The 15,578-nt window shown below is 62.0% G+C and carries 13 protein-coding genes; 4 read left to right on the forward strand and 9 right to left on the reverse strand.

Annotated elements, in window-relative coordinates:
• The first annotated feature begins 86 nt into the window (after positions 1 to 86).
• Positions 87 to 2,489: a TonB-dependent receptor plug domain-containing protein gene (locus VPH40_RS09660; RefSeq protein WP_328573296.1), complete on the forward strand. Its 2,403-nt coding sequence runs from the start codon at positions 87 to 89 to the stop codon at positions 2,487 to 2,489.
• Positions 2,490 to 2,547: 58 nt separating this feature from the next.
• Here the strand turns inward: VPH40_RS09660 and VPH40_RS09665 are convergent, their stop codons facing one another.
• Both VPH40_RS09665 and VPH40_RS09670 read right to left on the reverse strand, forming a co-directional pair.
• A complete protein-coding gene (locus tag VPH40_RS09665; RefSeq protein WP_251350369.1) occupies positions 2,548 to 2,943 on the reverse strand; it encodes a VOC family protein in 396 nt (131 codons plus the stop codon).
• 398 nt (positions 2,944 to 3,341) lie between these two features.
• Positions 3,342 to 3,890: a histidine phosphatase family protein gene (locus VPH40_RS09670; RefSeq protein ID WP_328573297.1), complete on the reverse strand. Its 549-nt coding sequence runs from the start codon at positions 3,888 to 3,890 to the stop codon at positions 3,342 to 3,344.
• Between the two features lie 181 nt (positions 3,891 to 4,071).
• Between VPH40_RS09670 and VPH40_RS09675 the strand changes: the two genes are divergently transcribed.
• Together VPH40_RS09675 and VPH40_RS09680 are read left to right on the forward strand one after the other, a co-directional pair.
• Entirely contained in the window at positions 4,072 to 6,273 is a 2,202-nt protein-coding gene (locus VPH40_RS09675; RefSeq protein WP_328573298.1) for an OsmC domain/YcaO domain-containing protein, read from the forward strand.
• 401 nt (positions 6,274 to 6,674) lie between these two features.
• A complete protein-coding gene (locus tag VPH40_RS09680) occupies positions 6,675 to 7,658 on the forward strand; it encodes an eCIS core domain-containing protein (protein WP_251350366.1) in 984 nt (327 codons plus the stop codon).
• A 51-nt stretch (positions 7,659 to 7,709) separates the two neighbouring features.
• Here the strand turns inward: VPH40_RS09680 and coaD are convergent, their stop codons facing one another.
• The 5 genes from coaD to VPH40_RS09705 form a co-directional block, all read right to left on the reverse strand.
• The gene (gene coaD, locus VPH40_RS09685) at positions 7,710 to 8,855 is read right to left on the reverse strand and encodes a pantetheine-phosphate adenylyltransferase (RefSeq protein ID WP_328573299.1); all 1,146 of its coding nucleotides are present in this window, start codon (positions 8,853 to 8,855) and stop codon (positions 7,710 to 7,712) included.
• Positions 8,856 to 8,951: 96 nt separating this feature from the next.
• The gene (locus tag VPH40_RS09690; protein ID WP_070291769.1) at positions 8,952 to 10,283 is read right to left on the reverse strand and encodes an ATP-binding protein; all 1,332 of its coding nucleotides are present in this window, start codon (positions 10,281 to 10,283) and stop codon (positions 8,952 to 8,954) included.
• A gap of 2 nt (positions 10,284 to 10,285) precedes the next feature.
• A complete protein-coding gene (locus VPH40_RS09695; RefSeq protein ID WP_034783312.1) occupies positions 10,286 to 10,945 on the reverse strand; it encodes a response regulator in 660 nt (219 codons plus the stop codon).
• 51 nt (positions 10,946 to 10,996) lie between these two features.
• The gene (locus VPH40_RS09700; protein WP_099668404.1) at positions 10,997 to 12,511 is read right to left on the reverse strand and encodes a Do family serine endopeptidase; all 1,515 of its coding nucleotides are present in this window, start codon (positions 12,509 to 12,511) and stop codon (positions 10,997 to 10,999) included.
• 288 nt (positions 12,512 to 12,799) lie between these two features.
• Positions 12,800 to 13,261: an Hsp20 family protein gene (locus VPH40_RS09705; protein WP_034783311.1), complete on the reverse strand. Its 462-nt coding sequence runs from the start codon at positions 13,259 to 13,261 to the stop codon at positions 12,800 to 12,802.
• 221 nt (positions 13,262 to 13,482) lie between these two features.
• On the opposite strand from VPH40_RS09705, the gene VPH40_RS09710 reads away from it, so the two are divergent.
• On the forward strand, positions 13,483 to 13,833 hold the full coding sequence (locus tag VPH40_RS09710; protein ID WP_034783462.1) for a hypothetical protein: 351 nt from the start codon (positions 13,483 to 13,485) through the stop codon (positions 13,831 to 13,833).
• A gap of 196 nt (positions 13,834 to 14,029) precedes the next feature.
• Here VPH40_RS09710 and VPH40_RS09715 read toward each other — a convergent pair whose 3' ends face one another.
• Together VPH40_RS09715 and VPH40_RS09720 are read right to left on the reverse strand one after the other, a co-directional pair.
• The gene (locus VPH40_RS09715; protein ID WP_328573300.1) at positions 14,030 to 14,788 is read right to left on the reverse strand and encodes an alpha/beta hydrolase family protein; all 759 of its coding nucleotides are present in this window, start codon (positions 14,786 to 14,788) and stop codon (positions 14,030 to 14,032) included.
• A gap of 81 nt (positions 14,789 to 14,869) precedes the next feature.
• A complete protein-coding gene (locus VPH40_RS09720; protein ID WP_251350362.1) occupies positions 14,870 to 15,574 on the reverse strand; it encodes a glutathione S-transferase N-terminal domain-containing protein in 705 nt (234 codons plus the stop codon).
• Positions 15,575 to 15,578: the final 4 nt, after the last annotated feature.

Genomic DNA, 15,578 nt, shown 5'->3' on the forward strand with positions numbered 1-15,578 from the left:
AAAACAAAGTATCGCTGGTGGATGCTGAAAAGATGGCACTAGAATCAAGTCACGAATCTTGCTCATCAGCCACTTGGAGATACTGCGTGCCGACCCTCACCACCTTGCGTCAAGCCATCCTCATCAGCCTGTACGGCAGCGCCGCCCTGGCCGTTTTCAGTCCTGCCGCCATGGCCCAGAACACGGAAGCGGCCGCCACGGAAGGCCCCGTGCAAACGGTCAGCGTGGTCGGCTCACGCCGGGTCGCCAGTTCCGCCACGGATACCATGGTGCCGGTCGATATCATTCCCATCTCCAAGGTGGCCGAGCAAGGCGGCCAGTTTGACCTGGCGCAATCGCTGCAATACATCTCGCCCTCGTTCAACTCCACGCGCCAGACGGGCGCCGACGGGGCCGACCTGATCGATTCAGCCGCCCTGCGCGGCCTCGGTTCCGACCAGACCCTCGTGCTGGTGAACGGCAAGCGGCGCCACACGACGGCGCTCGTCAACCTGTTCGGTGCGCGCAACCGCGGCAACACGGGCACGGACATGAATGCGATTCCCTTGCTGGCGATCAAGAACGTGCAAGTGCTGCGCGACGGCGCCGCCGCCCAGTACGGCTCGGACGCCATTGCCGGCGTGATCGACATCGAACTGAAGAAAAGCCTGGGCTGCGAAGCCGTGGCCGGCTACAGCCAGTATTCCGCAGGCGACGGCAAGAATTACATGACCTCCGCCTATTGCGGCATCGCGCTGGGCGACAAGGGCACCCTGGCCATCACGGGCGAATACCTGGACCGCGGCCGCTCGAACCGGGCCGATGCGGACAGCATGCGCATCATCGGCGACACCAAATCCAAGAACAAGACCCTGTACGTGAATGGCGACTACGCCACCAGCCCCACGGGCAAGCTGTACTTCACGGCCGGCGCGCAGACGCGCGACGCGTCCAGCGCCGCATTCGGCCGGGGCGGCATCGGCAGCGACGACATTCCATCGCGCAATTCGGCCGCCATGTACCCGGATGGTTTCGTGCCTTTCATCAATGGCAAGATCGACGACCAGTACGCCACCATCGGCCACCGCAGCCAGATCGGCGAATGGCATGCTGATTTTTCGCAAACCTATGGCTACAACAAGATGCGCTACGACATCAGCAACACGCTGAATGCCTCGATCGCCAACCTCGACCTGATGAACGGCGGCAAGGGTGTCAGCCCCAGCCGTTTCGATGCGGGCGGCTTCTCGTTCCAGCAACTGACCAGCAACGCCGACTTCAGCCGCTACTACGACACGGTGATGCGCGGCATGAACGTGGCCTTCGGCGCCGAATACCGCAGCGAGGAATACAAGATCATGGCCGGCGAACCGGGCTCCTACAACGACGCCGACGGCGTGGGCGTGGGCGGCAATGCGGGCAGCCAGGGCTTTCCCGGCTTCCAGCCCGGCGACGCCACCAAGGCCAAACGCCACAGCATCGCCGCGTATGGCGACGTGGAACTGGACTGGACGGAGCGCCTGAAAACCCAGGCGGCCCTGCGCTATGAGAAATTCAGCGATTTCGGCTCCACCGTGACGGGCAAGCTGGCCGCCAGCTATAAAGTGGCGCCCAACGTGCTGCTGCGCGGTTCGGCCAGCACGGGCTTCCGCGCGCCATCGTTGCAGCAAGTGTATTTTTCGTCCACCTTCACCGACTTCATCGGCGGCGTGCCCACGGACGTGGTGCTGGCGCCCAACGGCGGCGCCGTCGCCAACGCGGCCGGCATCCCCAAGCTGAAAGAGGAAAAATCCACCAGCTTTACCTTCGGCACCACCTGGACGCCGACGCAAGCCATTTCCGTGACGGCCGACTTGTACAACATCAAGATCAAGAACCGCATCGTGCTGTCGGGCCGCTTCAATGCCGACAACTACCCGGACCTGGCCGCGCGCCTGGCCCTCCTGGGCGTGGGCGAGGCGCAATTCTTCGTCAACTCCATCGACACGCGCACGCGCGGGCTGGACCTGACGGCGTCGCACAAGGGAGAATTGGCCGGCAACCGCCTGAACACCTTCCTGGCCTTGAATTTGAGCAAAACGGAAGTGACGAAGGTCAAGACGCCCGCCTCGCTGACGGGCTTTGAAGACGTGCTGCTGTCCGAGCGCGAACGCCTGTTCATCGAACAGGGCGGTCCGCGCGCGAAAGCCACCCTGGGCTTCGACTACATCACGGGCAAGCTGGAATCGGACTTGCGCATCATTTATTTTGGCCCGCAAACCCTGGGCACCTTCAGCGGCACGGCCGAAGGCGTGCCGAATGCCCGTTACGCGGCCAAGACGTCCGCCGACCTGAGCTTCACTTACAGCATCAGCAAGAACACCAAGCTGACCTTTGGCGGCAACAACATCTTCAACGTCAAGCCCACCACGCAAAACGCGGACGAGACGGACAACGGCTTCAAATACGACAGCGTGCAGTTCGGCCTGAACGGCGCCTCCTACTTCGGGCGGCTGTGGGTGAAGTTCTGATCACCGCGTCCGCATAAAAACAGCGGCTGCGCCAGCATGGGCAGCCGCTGTTTTTTAGTTAAGCCGAACAGTTCAGCATCCACTGCACCCCGAACTGGTCCGTCAATTTACCGTAATAATCGCCCCATACCTGGATGGCGAGCGGTGTCGTCACCACGCCTTGATACGCCAGCTTGTCAAAAAGCTGTTTCGTTAACTGCCTGTCATGCATTTGCAAAATATGTGCAGACCCGCGCATGGGCTCGGCATCGTCATTGTCAGAAGCAAAAAACAACACGCCTGGTCCTTCAAATCGGGCATGCATGATTTTCCCGCGCATGGCTTCATGACGGAGCGGCATGCCATCCACGCCAAAGCGCAAGACATCGCTTATCTTGCCCAGCCCGCATTGCGTGTAGAACGCCAAGGCTTGTTCGCAAGTGGTAGTAAAGAAAAGATAATTGGATAATTGCATCAGCTCATCCTTGCATCAAGTTAGGCAAAGCGAAATTGACGGAGCGGTCACCGGCAAGAGATTCAGATGCCGTCAACCGTCCAGCAGTGGCTGCAGGCAGCCCCCATGGAGGATAGCCAATTATCCATCCGGAAAACTCATGCATTGTCACGAAAACACCGGTGACCGCCGATGGATGCTGCCCCCACAGACATGGATATCGCGTCAACGCCCCTGCTGCTCCAGTTTTCGCACAAAGTCACTTTTCCGGCCATCCCACAGGCATTTCCGGCATCGGCCTGCCTCGAACACGTGCTCGCACCGTGGCAAGCCATAGATGATCGAGGCGCATTCCGGGCACAGGCTGGCCATGCCTTCGGCGTCGTCACGGTATCGGCTGCCGCATTCGTCACAAGTTTTCACAGCTCATACACTCCCATACTCCAGTACCGGCTGCCTTGCCTGTTGCGGGCAAGCCAACCCAAGGCCTGCAACTCCTTGCCGATCAATCGATTCATGATGCCATGCCCGACCAGCAGCACGGGCCCCCTGGCGGCGAGCGCAACCAGCCGCTCGGCGGCGGCCCTGGCGCGCCGCCGGGTTATCTGCAACGAGTCCGATCCGCGCGCATAACCGAACAACCAGAGCAGGCGAAAAATCGCTGCCCAGGCTTCAGCCGGCAGCCAAGGGGCCTTCCAGAGCGCAAAGGGCAACCCTGCTTCAGAGAACATCGCCTCTTGCATGAATGGCAAGTCGCCCAATGCCCTGGCCGATGAGCATGCCCTCGGTGCCGTGCTGGCCACGATGGTCGACGCGGAAAGCGCTGCCGCAGCGCACTGCGCAGGGATGCCACCTTCTTTGATGATCGATTGATTGTAGAGATTAATCCACTGTCCCATTTGCAGCGGCGCTATCCAGCGCCCTTTGGCGAGTCGGGGCTCGCCGTGTCTCATTAATGTTATTCGCATGTCCAGTCAGATCGCCTCGCACATTTATCCGTCCGCTTCATGGGGGAACCTGCCCCTTGCCTGCCCTGCCGGCCTGGTCTTGCGGCTCCCCGCCAGCACGGCCGCCGCGAACAATCTTTGCCCTCCGGCGGAAAGCACGGATAATAGCGGCTAACTCATAAGCACAGTATTGGATTACCTCATGGAAATTAAAGTCAACTTTCTCGACAAGCTGCGTCTCGAAGCCAAGTTCGACGATTTTACGGTCATCGCCGACCAGCCCATCCGCTATAAAGGCGATGGTTCGGCGCCCGGCCCGTTCGATTACTTTTTGGCATCATCGGCACTGTGCGCGGCCTACTTCGTGAAGTTGTATTGCGATACGCGCAATATTTCCACTGAAAATATCCGCCTGTCGCAAAACAATATTGTCGATCCTGAAAACCGCTACCAGCAGATTTTCAAGATCCAAGTCGAGTTGCCGGCCGATATCTCGGACAAGGACCGCCAGGGCATCCTGCGCTCGATCGACCGTTGCACGGTGAAAAAAGTGGTGCAGGCGGGACCGGAGTTCGTCATTGAAGAAGTGGAGAACCTGGACGCCGATGCCCAGGCCTTGCTGGCCCTGAATCCCGCCCCTGGCGCAAGCACCTATATCGTCGGCAAGGACTTGCCGCTGGAACAGACCATCGCCAATATGTCCAGCCTGCTGGCGGGCCTGGGCATCAAGATTGAAATCGCTTCGTGGCGCAACATCATTCCCAACGTGTGGTCGCTGCACATCCGCGATGCGCATTCGCCCATGTGTTTCACCAACGGCAAGGGCGCAACCAAGGAAAGCGCGCTGGCGTCGGCCCTGGGCGAATATATCGAACGCCTCAGCAACAACCATTTCTACGCCGGTTCGTTCTGGGGCGAAGACATCGCCAACGCGGATTTTGTCCATTACCCGAACGAGCGCTGGTTCAAGCCGGGCCGCAAGGATGCGCTGCCGAAAGAGATTCTCGACGCCTACTGCCGCGACATCTACGATGCCGATGGCGAGCTGCGCGGCTCGCACCTGATCGACACCAACTCCGGCAACGCGGAGCGCGGCATCTGCTCGCTGCCGTATGTGCGCCAGTCCGACGGCGAGACCGTGTATTTCCCATCGAACCTGATTGAAAACTTGTACGTCAGCAATGGCATGAGCGCCGGCAACACCCTCGTCGAAGCGCAGGTGCAATGCCTGTCGGAAATTTTCGAACGGGCCGTCAAGCGCGAAATCATCGAAGGCGAAATCGCCCTGCCCGACGTGCCGCAGGACGTGCTGGCGAAATATCCGGGCATCCTGGCCGGCATCGCCGGCCTGGAAGAACAGGGTTTCCCCGTGCTGGTGAAAGATGCGTCGCTGGGCGGCGTGTATCCGGTGATGTGCGTCACCCTGATGAACCCGCGCACGGGCGGCGTGTTTGCCTCGTTCGGCGCGCACCCGAGCCTGGAAGTGGCGCTGGAGCGCAGCCTGACGGAATTGCTGCAGGGCCGCAGCTTCGAAGGCCTCAACGACTTGCCACAACCCACGTTTGCCAGCGAAGCCGTCACCGAACCGAATAATTTCGTCGAGCACTTCATCGATTCCAGCGGCATCGTCTCGTGGCGCTTCTTCAGCGCCACGGCCGATTACGATTTTGTCGAGTGGGATTTTTCCGGCCACGGCGAAAACTCGAATGCCGAGGAAGCAGCGACCCTGTTCGGCATCCTCGCAGGCATGGGCAAGGAAGTCTACACGGCCGTATATGACCAGCTGGGCGCCACCGCCTGCCGCATCCTCGTGCCCGGTTATTCCGAGGTGTACCCGGTCGAGGATTTGATCTGGGACAATACCAACAAGGCGCTGCTGTTCCGCACCGACATCCTGAACCTGCACCGCCTGGACGATGCCAGCCTGGAAGACTTGCTCGACCGCCTGGAAAACAGCGAGCTCGACGAGTACGGCGACATCGCCACCCTGATCGGCATCGAGTTTGACGAAAACACGGTGTGGGGCCAACTGACGACGCTGGAATTGAAACTGCTGATACAGCTCGTCCTGCAGCAATTCGAGGAAGCGAAAGAGCTGGTGGAAACCTTCCTGCAGTACAACGACAACACGCTCGAGCGCAAACTGTTCTATCAAGCATTGAACGTGGTGCTGGAAGTGGAACTCGATGACGAGCTGGAGCTGGACGATTACGTCGTCAATTTCCGCCGCATGTTTGGCGACGCCCGCATGGATGCGGTGCTGGGCTCGGTGGACGGCAGCGTGCGTTTCTTCGGCCTGACCCCGACCAGCATGCAACTGGAAGGCCTCGACCGGCACCAGCGCCTGATCGACAGCTTCAAGAAATTGCACGCGGCGCGCGCCAAGGCAGCCACAGCCAGCTAAGGCGACGGGCCAGCGCCCATGCGCAGGAGTAACGCCTGGAACGCCTGTCAAAACCTACTGCGCGTCGGTTTGGCCAGGCGTTGCGGGTCCGGACACAGGTTCGCCCCGGCGCGATACCTGTGCCCGGGCGCGGTAGTTGCCGGATGACCGCCTGGTACGCGCTGGATACGCTGCAACATGCCGCGCAAATACGTATCGCCTATGTTTGCCGCATGAGCACGCTGTCCATGCGCTTCAAGCTGAAAGTTCCTGAGTGAATAGTCTGAATTGAGCTAGCGCAAAGCCTTCTTTGTTTCAGACGAAATAGCCTGCCGCGCACCGGAATCCGGCGTATCGTCATCGCTGTTGCCACCACCACGACATGCCAAAAACGGAGGGCAACCTGCATCGGGGGGGATCTCATGGCTACGCTATCGCGCGCAACCGCCGGCTGGCTGGTGCTGGCAGGCATATTATTCCATGGTACGGCGGCCACGGCCGGCTGCCCCGACTGTCAATACGAAGCATGCGCGCCACTTGTCGGATGTGTCTGCCTTCCTAAAAGTGGCTGCATTCTCCCTCCCGCCATCGATCCCGGCAAGGTGACTGAGCGTGGCAAGACAGATCCCATCGGCACCATTCTGAATCCGCTTGCCCCGCTCAATCCCACCGGTATCCCGACGACAGGCGACATCATCGAATTTGTCGTAAAAAATCCCGACACGGCAATACAGTTGATACAGAATCCAGGCCAGATTCCCTACACGCCGGTGGCAACGGCGATGGTATCGGCACGCAACGCCGTCGTCACCAGCGGCAATGCCAACAGCATGGCCCCAGAAATCAAGGCTTTCCTGCTGCGCTGGCATACCCCCGACCTGCTCGATTCCGTCCGCTGGACCAGCGAGTGGAGCGCTTTGCAAAACACGCTGCAGGCGGCGCAAATGCAATTTAACAGCAACACGCGCGCGATTACGGTCTTGAATGCCGTCATTTTTCGCAGCGATGACGATGCGCGCGATCCGGCACTATGGGCGCATGAAATGCTGCATGTCCAACAATACAAGAATTGGGGCGTAACGGGCTTTGCCAAGCAATGGGTGGATAACTCGTCCGATGGCGGTCCTGTCGAAGCACCCGCCTATGCCCGGGAAAACGAGGCCAGACTGCTGCTGTCGTCGCATGCCGGCAACCGCGCGTTGGGTGTCTCTGCATTTTACCCGCCCATACCGCAGAAACTGCCGTCAGGATGGATGCTGACAAGCTGCCAATGTTGGGGGTCGGTGAGTCCAGCAGCACAGACCGGCGCGCCCGTCTGCCAATCCGGCATCGCCATTCCCCGCGCCTGCGGACCTGCCGGCATCTGCGGCGACGGTGGCGCTCCCTGGCAAACCAGTTGTCTGTGATACCCAGATCAAGGCCACCGGCAAGCCAGCGGCGCGGCATCATGCGCGCAATCAGCCGGCCAGCGCCGCGATTTCCTTCTGCATGTTTTCAATGGCCCGCTCGTTGTACTGGTCGGCAAAGTACGCATCACCGAACAGCTGGCCCGCCTGCGCCTTGCCGCACAAATGCTGCAGCGCCAAACCCCGCTGCTCGTTGAAGCGCACGGGGTCCACGTGCGCGTATTCGCGGCCGATGGCTTGCGTGTAGGCTTGGTACACCTCGTCATCCTGGCCCAGGATGGCCAGGTCGGCGCTGAGCATGGCGTCTTTCAGCGGGTGGCTGATGCCCGGTCCCTGGAAATGGTCGGTGACGCGTATCAATTGCGCCACATCAAGGTTGTCGCCCGCATCGAGGCCGCTGGCCAGCCACAGCTGGGCGCTCGCCTCTTCGCTGGAATACAGGGCATCGTCATCGTGGCTGTAGACGGCGTCGTGGAACCAGAACGCTTTCTTGACCAGCGCGCTGTCGCGCTTGGGCGCATAGGTATTGTCGGCCCACACGCGGATTTCGGACAGGCCGTGCACCAGGTGGTCGAGGTTGTGATAGTGGCGGTCCGCGCCGCCATACGCCTGCGGCCCCGTCAGGTGGGCGAACCAGTGATCCGCCAGCGCGATATCCGCTTGCGAGGCTGTCGCATAGTTCCACAGCGCTTCCCACTCCTTGCGCAGGCAATCGAGTATCCACGCCTGGTAGGCCGGGCCGGGGACGAATTTCTTCATGGTCCAGTTCCAGCCCACGGGGCCTTCCAGCGCCTTGACGAAGCTGGAGCTGACGGAGCCGAGGTCGCGCGGCGGCATGACGAAGATGGTCTTGGCGCCCTGCAGCACGTCCACATTGGTTTGCTGGATCAGGTTTTCATAGTCGAAATCGGCCGTCGTGCGGATGCCGCGGATCAGGTAGTCGCAGCCATGCTTTTTCGCCGCGCGCGCCGTGTAGTCGCCCTTGACGATGACGACCTGTACATTGTCCCAGCCGCACTCGCGCGCGCTCTGTTCGATGATGCGCTTGCGGTCTTCGGCGGGAAATTGCGGCTTCTTGGCGGGGTTTTGCGACAGGAACACGATCACCTCGTCGGCGAGCGAACGCGCTTCGCCGATCACCCACATATGGCCGTTGGTGATGGGGTCGAGGGTTCCTGAAAATCCGATCTTCTGCATGCTGCGCTCCGTGGTCTGGTTCTGCTTGTTTCGCAGACAATATAGGGCCACGGCGCGCGCGTCAATGCAACATGCCAAAGATCATGGTCAAAATGCTCATTTCACGGCTTGCGGGAATTCCACGCGCACGCACAGGCCGCCCAGGCGCTCGGATTTGTCCAGCACCAGGCGCGCGCCATGGCGCTCGGCAATGGCCTTGATGATGGCCAGCCCCAGGCCGCTGCCGTTGGCGTCCGTGCCGGGCACGCGGTAGAAGCGGCTGAAGACGCGCTCGCGCTCCTCGGGCGGGATGCCGGGGCCGCTGTCTTCCACCGATAACGTCACGCCGACGGGACTGGCGCGCAGGTCGATGTCGACCGTGCCGCCCTGCGGCGTGTACTTGATGGCGTTGTCGACCAGGTTGCGCAGCATGATGTTGAGCGCATCGGCCTGCCCCGCCACCTTGGCCGGGTCCATGTGATGCAGGCCCAGGTCGATCTTGCGCGCCTGCGCGATGCCGGCCATGTCGCCCAGTGCGCGCTTGACGACATCGTTCAAGTCCACCGCCTGCAGCTGGTCGCCGCTGGCAGCGCTCGCTTCCTGGCGCGCCAGCACCAGCAGCTGCTCGACCAGGCGCGTGGCCCGCTCAATGCCGGCGCTCACGCGGGAAATCGCCAGGCTGCGTTTTTCTTCCGATTCGGCCCGCTCCAGGCTCAATACCTGCAGTTTCAGGGCCGCCAGCGGCGTGCGCAATTCATGCGCGGCGTCGGCAACGAAATGCTGCTGCGCGTCGAACGCCGTCTTGACGCGCCCGAACAGCAGGTTCAGTTCATGCACGAGGGGGCGCACTTCGTCGGGCAAGCCCGCTTCCGAGACGGGAGACAGATCGTCCGCCTGGCGCGCCGCCACCTGCTTGCGCACGCGCGAGACGGGCGCCAGCGAACCGCTGACGACCCACCAGACGACCAGCATCAGAATAGGCGCCATCAGCGCAATCGGCCCCACCGTGCGCAGCGCCAGGCTGCCGGCCATGCGCTTGCGCACGGCCATGTCCTGGGCGATCTGCACGGTCTGGGAACTGGTCTGCACTGAAAAGATGCGGTACGTCGTGCCGTTGGCTTTCACGTTGGAAAAACCCAGCACGGCGCGCTGCGGCAATTCCGCGCGCGTGATCGAGCGGAACACCTGCACGCCATCCGGCGTCCACACCTGCACCACCATGTCGTTGTTGACGGGGTCGGCCGGCAACGCTTGCGCATGGTTGGCCAGCGGCGCGCCGGAGCGCAGCGACAGGGCCATCTGCTGCATGTGGTAATCGAAGATCTGGTCGGCGTCGTACAGGGCGCTGCGGTAGGCGATCGAGGCTTGCGCCAGGGCCGCCATGATGATGGCCGCCAGCAAAAACCACAGCAGGCGGCCGCGCAGCGAATGCGTCACCGTGACCTTCATCCTCATGCCTTGGGCACCATGTAGCCGAGGCCGCGCACGTTCTGGATCAGGTCGCTGCCCAGTTTCTTGCGCAAGCCATGGATATACACTTCCACGGCATTGCTGTTGACTTCATCCTTCCAGCTGTACAGCTTTTCTTCCAGCTGCGCGCGCGACAGCACGATGCCGGGGCGGGCGATCAAGGCTTCCAGCACGGCCCATTCGCGCGCCGACAGGTTGACCGGGTGGCCCTCGGCGATCACTTCGCGCGTCAGCGGATTGATGGAGACGCCCTGGTGTTCGAAGATCGGTTCCGGCCGCCCCGAGGCGCGCCGCAGCAGGGCGCGTATGCGCGCCAGCAATTCATCGAGGTCATACGGCTTCAAGACGTAATCGTCGGCGCCCGCGTCGAGACCCGCGATGCGCTGCTCGATGGCGTCGCGCGCTGTGGCCACCAGCACTGGCGTGTCGAGCTTGCGCAAGCGCATCGAGCGCAGCACGTCGAGGCCATCCTTGCGGGGCAAGCCCAGGTCCAGCAGCACCAGGTCGTAGGTTTGCGTTTGCAGGGCCGTATCGGCCATGTCGCCATCCTTGACCCAATCCACCGCGTAATGCTCGGCGCGCAGCAAATCGAGCACCACCTCGCCGATCATCGTATCGTCTTCTACCAGCAATAAGCGCATGCCCTACTCCTTCATCTTGACTGTTTTATCGACCTTGCATCCTGCGCCAGATCAACCGAGGCGCACGGGAATGAAGATCTTATCGGGGCCGCGCTGTATCAGCAAGGCCACCGACTTGGCGGATTTTTCCACCACGTCGCGCACCTGCTCGACCGTGTTGACGGGACGGCCATTCACCGACAATAGCACGTCGCCCGGCTGCACTCCGGCATTCGCGGCGGCGCCGCCCGCGTCTTCCACCAGCAGGCCGGCGCTGATGCCCGCCTCGCGTTTTTCATCCGATTGTAACGGACGCAGGGCCAGGCCCAGCTTTACCTTGCCGGCGGCGCTGTCGCTCTTCGCCACTTCGGCCACCTTGTCGGCCGCATTGCCCAGGGTTGCCGTCAGGCTGACGATCTTGCCGTCACGCCAGACATCCATGCTGATCTTGTCGCCTGGCAAGGAAGTACCCACCAGCGCCGGCAAGTCGGCCGAGCCGATGATGCGCTGGCCATTCACCTTGCGCACCACGTCGCCCGACTTCAGGCCAGCCTTGTCGGCCGGGCTGCCCCGCTCCACGTTGGCCACCAGCGCGCCTTCCGGCGTGGCAAGCTTGAACGAGTCGGCAAAGCCCTGGTTGACTTCCTGCACCGTCACGCCCAGCTTGGCGTGGCTGGCCTTGCCCGTTGCAACGATCTGGTCCTTGATGCGGCCGGCCAGGTCGATGGGGATGGCGAACGACAAGCCCTGGAAACCGCCCGTCTGGCTGTAGATCTGCGAATTGATGCCGACCACTTCGCCGCGCGTGTTGAACAGGGGACCGCCCGAGTTGCCGGGGTTCACCGCCACGTCCGTCTGGATGAACGGTACATTGCTGTCGTCCGGCAAGGAACGGCCCTTGGCGCTGACGACGCCAGCCGTCACCGTGCTGTCGAAGCCATAAGGAGAACCGATGGCCAGCACCCATTCGCCCACTTTCAGGTCGCTGGAATGGCCGAGCGGCACGATGGGCAGGTTGTTGGCGTCGATCTTCAGCACGGCGATGTCCGTCTTCGGATCCGTGCCCAGCACCTTGGCGCGGAATTCGCGGCGGTCGTTCAGCTTGACGGTCACTTCGCGCGCATCGCGCACCACGTGGGCATTCGTCATGATGATGCCGTCGGGGCTGACGATGAAGCCGGAACCGAGGCCGTGCGTGGGCACGTCGCGGCCGCCGCGCTGCCCGCCTTGCGGGCCCTGGAAGCGGCGGAAGAATTCGAGGAACGGGTCGTTGCCGAAGTCGTCATTGCCGGCCTGGGCCGATGGGTCGTACGCCACCTTGGTGCTGCCCGTGACGCTGATATTGACGACGGCCGGGCTGTTGCGCGCGGCAATCTGGCTAAAGTCGGGCAAGGCCACCAGCGGCGCGCTTGCTGCAGGCGCCACGGCGGCGGCCACGGGTGCGGCGGGAGTGCCTGCGGTGGCATTCGCGCCGGCATTGTTCTGATGCATCACCATGGCGCCACCGGCGCCCAGCACACCGATCGCGGCCAGCGCGGCTACGGTGCGTTTGATTTTCAGCGATGCGGTATTCGTTTGCTGTTCCATGAATTGCTCCTCATTCAATGAGATTTTGATGTATGCAATAGTGGGCCACGAGTCTTAGGCGGTGCTTAACATTTTTCCATTTGGAAACAGGCATTTGCGCCTTTAAGCGGGGTTTAATCTTGCGTATCATGGGCAACCAATGGAAGCCCTGAATGCGGCCCGAACGGGCTCCGGACGTGACACTGGCCGGATCGACCGGCCAGTATTCTACTGCATGGGGAAGCGCTGTTCCCTCCCGCCGATGCCGGCGCGTGGCGCCGAAATCAGCTCAGTTCAGCTCAGTTCAGCTCAGGCTGCCTGACGCTGTTCCAAAGTGCTGACGGTGGCGCCAGTGGTGGTGCCGATCTCGATCTTGCGCGGTTTCAGCGCTTCCGGCACTTCGCGCACCAGGTCGATGGTCAGCATGCCGTTTTCAAACGTGGCGCCCGTGACCTTCACGTGGTTGGCCAGTTGGAAACGCTGTTCGAAATCGCGGGCAGCGATGCCGCGGTGCAAGAACGTGCGCTCGACGCCATCCTTCTGCTTGCGGCCCGTGACGTGCAGGGAGTCGCGTTCCGTGATGATGTCGATCTCTTCGCGCGAAAAGCCGGCCAATGCCATCACGATGCGGTATTTGTCTTCCGATACGAGTTCGATGTTGTAGGGCGGGTAGCTGGGCTGCGCATCGGCGCGCTGTTCGTTGAGCAATTGCGCCAGGCGGTCGAAGCCGATGGCGGAACGGTACAGGGGAGCAAGGTCAAAAGTACGCATGATAAATATCCTTTTCATTAAAGCGATAAGAGGGGCGGACCTCACCATGAGCATCCGCCTGTTACCGATATACGGCCTGCCAACGCCCTTTCAAGGCCTTGAAATCGGCAAAAAACGCCCCAGACGGCAAAGAATTTGTAAGAAATTTTTACATGCCCCATCCAGGGATGGGTTGCATGACACCCCTCATGCAGGGTCGGCTTTTGGTGTATGCTGGCGGCATGAACAATGACACCGACATCCAGCTCAGCGGCCCCTTCAAGGCCACCGACGGCTCCGGCCGTGCCCACGACATCAAGGCCATCCGCATCTTCGACGAAGGCTACGGCATCATCGACGTCTACGTCGATTTCGCCGCCCCGCTCGAAGCGGGCGCCTACAAGGACAAGACCCTGGTCGGCCACATCCTGGCCCGCCTGCGCAGCCTTGGCTATGTAGGCCCCGACTTCGGCCATGGCGACCTGGGCTTGCAAGACAAGAAACTGATCGTACTGGAAGCGCCCGAGGAATTTTCCGCCTTTGCCGTGAGCAAGGGCTGGAAGGATCTATCCGCCGAATTTGACGAAGACTGAGAACACCTGACCAAATCTACTGCGCGTCGCGCTTTGCGGCCGGCGATGCTCACCGTGCTTTAGCACGGCTGCGCTTCTCGGCCACAAATCACTGCCGCTCGCTACGATTTTGTCAGGTGTTGTAAAGTACCAATAGTATCCGCGCCGCGCCAGCTTCTGCTGCCGCGGCGTTTTTCATGGGCGACCGCTTGCTTGCTTAGCTGATATAGCGCGCGCTCCAGGCAGCGATGACGTTGGCGACATAGGCCGCGTCGTCGCGCCCCGTCAACAGGTGGTCGGCATCGTCGAGCGAAACGAAGCTTTTCGGGTGCTTGGCGGCCGTAAAGATCTCCATCGCGTTCGACAGGCTGACCGTCGTGTCGTTCGGCGCGTGCATCACCAGCAGGGCGCGGCGCAGGCCGGCGATGTGGTCTTTCAAACTGTGGCTGCCCGCGTCGTCGACGAATTGCTGGCGGATGCGGAAGGGACGCCCTTCCAGCTGCACCAGCGCTTCGCCTTCGGCGGCGATTTGCGCCAGGTGCTCGCTGAACATGCGCGTCACGTAGGCGGGCGTGCTGGGCGCGGCCAGGGTGGCGATGGCGATGGCTTCCGGCACTTGCAACGCGGCGGCCAGCACGGCCGCGCCGCCCAGGCTATGGCCGATCAGCAATTGCGGCGCGGCATGTTTTGCCCGCAGGAAATCAGCGGCGGCGACCAGGTCGTCCACGTTCGACGAGAAATTGGTGGCGGCGAACTCGCCTTCGCTGGCGCCCAGCCCCGTAAAATCGAAGCGCAAGACGGCGATGCCGTGTTCCGTGAGGCCTTGCGCGATGCGCCGCGCGGCCAGCACGTCCTTGCCGCAGGTAAAACAGTGGGCGAACAGCGCATAGGCGCGGATGACGCCGTCGGGCGCATCGAGCCGCGCCGCCAGCACATGGCCGTGCGCGCCGGGAAAATCTTGCCGGGTGGATTTCATTGTCTCAGATCAAAGCTGCCGCGCAGGGCGGCCGATGGCGCATTGTAGCGCCGCCCGGCCGGCGCCGGCGGCTGGCAAGCTTCAATCACGCTTGGGAATATCCACGCCCCTGGCAACGGCTGGCCTGGCCAGGAAGGCGTCGAGCGCGCGCTGCACGTTCGGGAAGTTGGCAAAGCCGACGAGGTCGCCCGCGCCATAGAAGCCCACCAGACAGCGCACCCACGGGAAGATGGCGATATCGGCAATCGTGTACTGGCTCCCCATGATCCAGTCACGGCCCTGCAGGCGCTGCTCGAGCACGCCCAGCAGGCGCTTCGCTTCGCCGATATAGCGTTCCAGCGGCCGCTTGTCCTCGTAATCCTTGCCGGCGAATTTGTGGAAGAAGCCCACCTGGCCAAACATGGGGCCGATGCCGCCCATCTGGAACATCAGCCATTGGATCGTTTCATAGCGCAAGCCCGCGTCCTGCGGGATGAACTTGCCCGTCTTTTCAGCCAGATACAGCAGGATCGCGCCCGACTCGAACAGGGCCAGCGGCTTGCCATCGGGGCCGTCCGGGTCGAGGATGGCGGGAATCTTGTTGTTCGGATTGAGGGACAGGAAGGCAGGCGACAGCTGGTCGTTTTGCTCGAAGCTGACCAGGTGCGGCTCGTACGCCAGGCCCAGCTCTTCCAGCAGGATGGAGACCTTGATGCCGTTCGGCGTCGGCAGCGAGTACAGCTGCAAGCGCTCGGGATGCCGGGCAGGCCATTTTTGGGTGATGGGGAAGTCGGAGAGTTGGGACATGGAA

The organism is Janthinobacterium sp. P210005 (genome assembly GCF_036231865.1).
Classification (GTDB): domain Bacteria; phylum Pseudomonadota; class Gammaproteobacteria; order Burkholderiales; family Burkholderiaceae_D; genus Janthinobacterium; species Janthinobacterium kumbetense.

What these genes read in the sequence shown, in the direction of transcription:
- VPH40_RS09665 (WP_251350369.1), bottom strand. Translation starts at nt 2,943, where the DNA reads ATGCAATTATCCAATTATCTTTTCTTTACTACCACTTGCGAACAAGCC.
- VPH40_RS09670 (WP_328573297.1), bottom strand. Translation starts at nt 3,890, where the DNA reads ATGCGAATAACATTAATGAGACACGGCGAGCCCCGACTCGCCAAAGGG.
- VPH40_RS09675 (WP_328573298.1), top strand. Translation starts at nt 4,072, where the DNA reads ATGGAAATTAAAGTCAACTTTCTCGACAAGCTGCGTCTCGAAGCCAAG.
- VPH40_RS09680 (WP_251350366.1), top strand. Translation starts at nt 6,675, where the DNA reads ATGGCTACGCTATCGCGCGCAACCGCCGGCTGGCTGGTGCTGGCAGGC.
- coaD (WP_328573299.1), bottom strand. Translation starts at nt 8,855, where the DNA reads ATGCAGAAGATCGGATTTTCAGGAACCCTCGACCCCATCACCAACGGC.
- VPH40_RS09690 (WP_070291769.1), bottom strand. Translation starts at nt 10,283, where the DNA reads ATGAAGGTCACGGTGACGCATTCGCTGCGCGGCCGCCTGCTGTGGTTT.
- VPH40_RS09695 (WP_034783312.1), bottom strand. Translation starts at nt 10,945, where the DNA reads ATGCGCTTATTGCTGGTAGAAGACGATACGATGATCGGCGAGGTGGTG.
- VPH40_RS09700 (WP_099668404.1), bottom strand. Translation starts at nt 12,511, where the DNA reads ATGGAACAGCAAACGAATACCGCATCGCTGAAAATCAAACGCACCGTA.
- VPH40_RS09705 (WP_034783311.1), bottom strand. Translation starts at nt 13,261, where the DNA reads ATGCGTACTTTTGACCTTGCTCCCCTGTACCGTTCCGCCATCGGCTTC.
- VPH40_RS09710 (WP_034783462.1), top strand. Translation starts at nt 13,483, where the DNA reads ATGAACAATGACACCGACATCCAGCTCAGCGGCCCCTTCAAGGCCACC.
- VPH40_RS09715 (WP_328573300.1), bottom strand. Translation starts at nt 14,788, where the DNA reads ATGAAATCCACCCGGCAAGATTTTCCCGGCGCGCACGGCCATGTGCTG.
- VPH40_RS09720 (WP_251350362.1), bottom strand. Translation starts at nt 15,574, where the DNA reads ATGTCCCAACTCTCCGACTTCCCCATCACCCAAAAATGGCCTGCCCGG.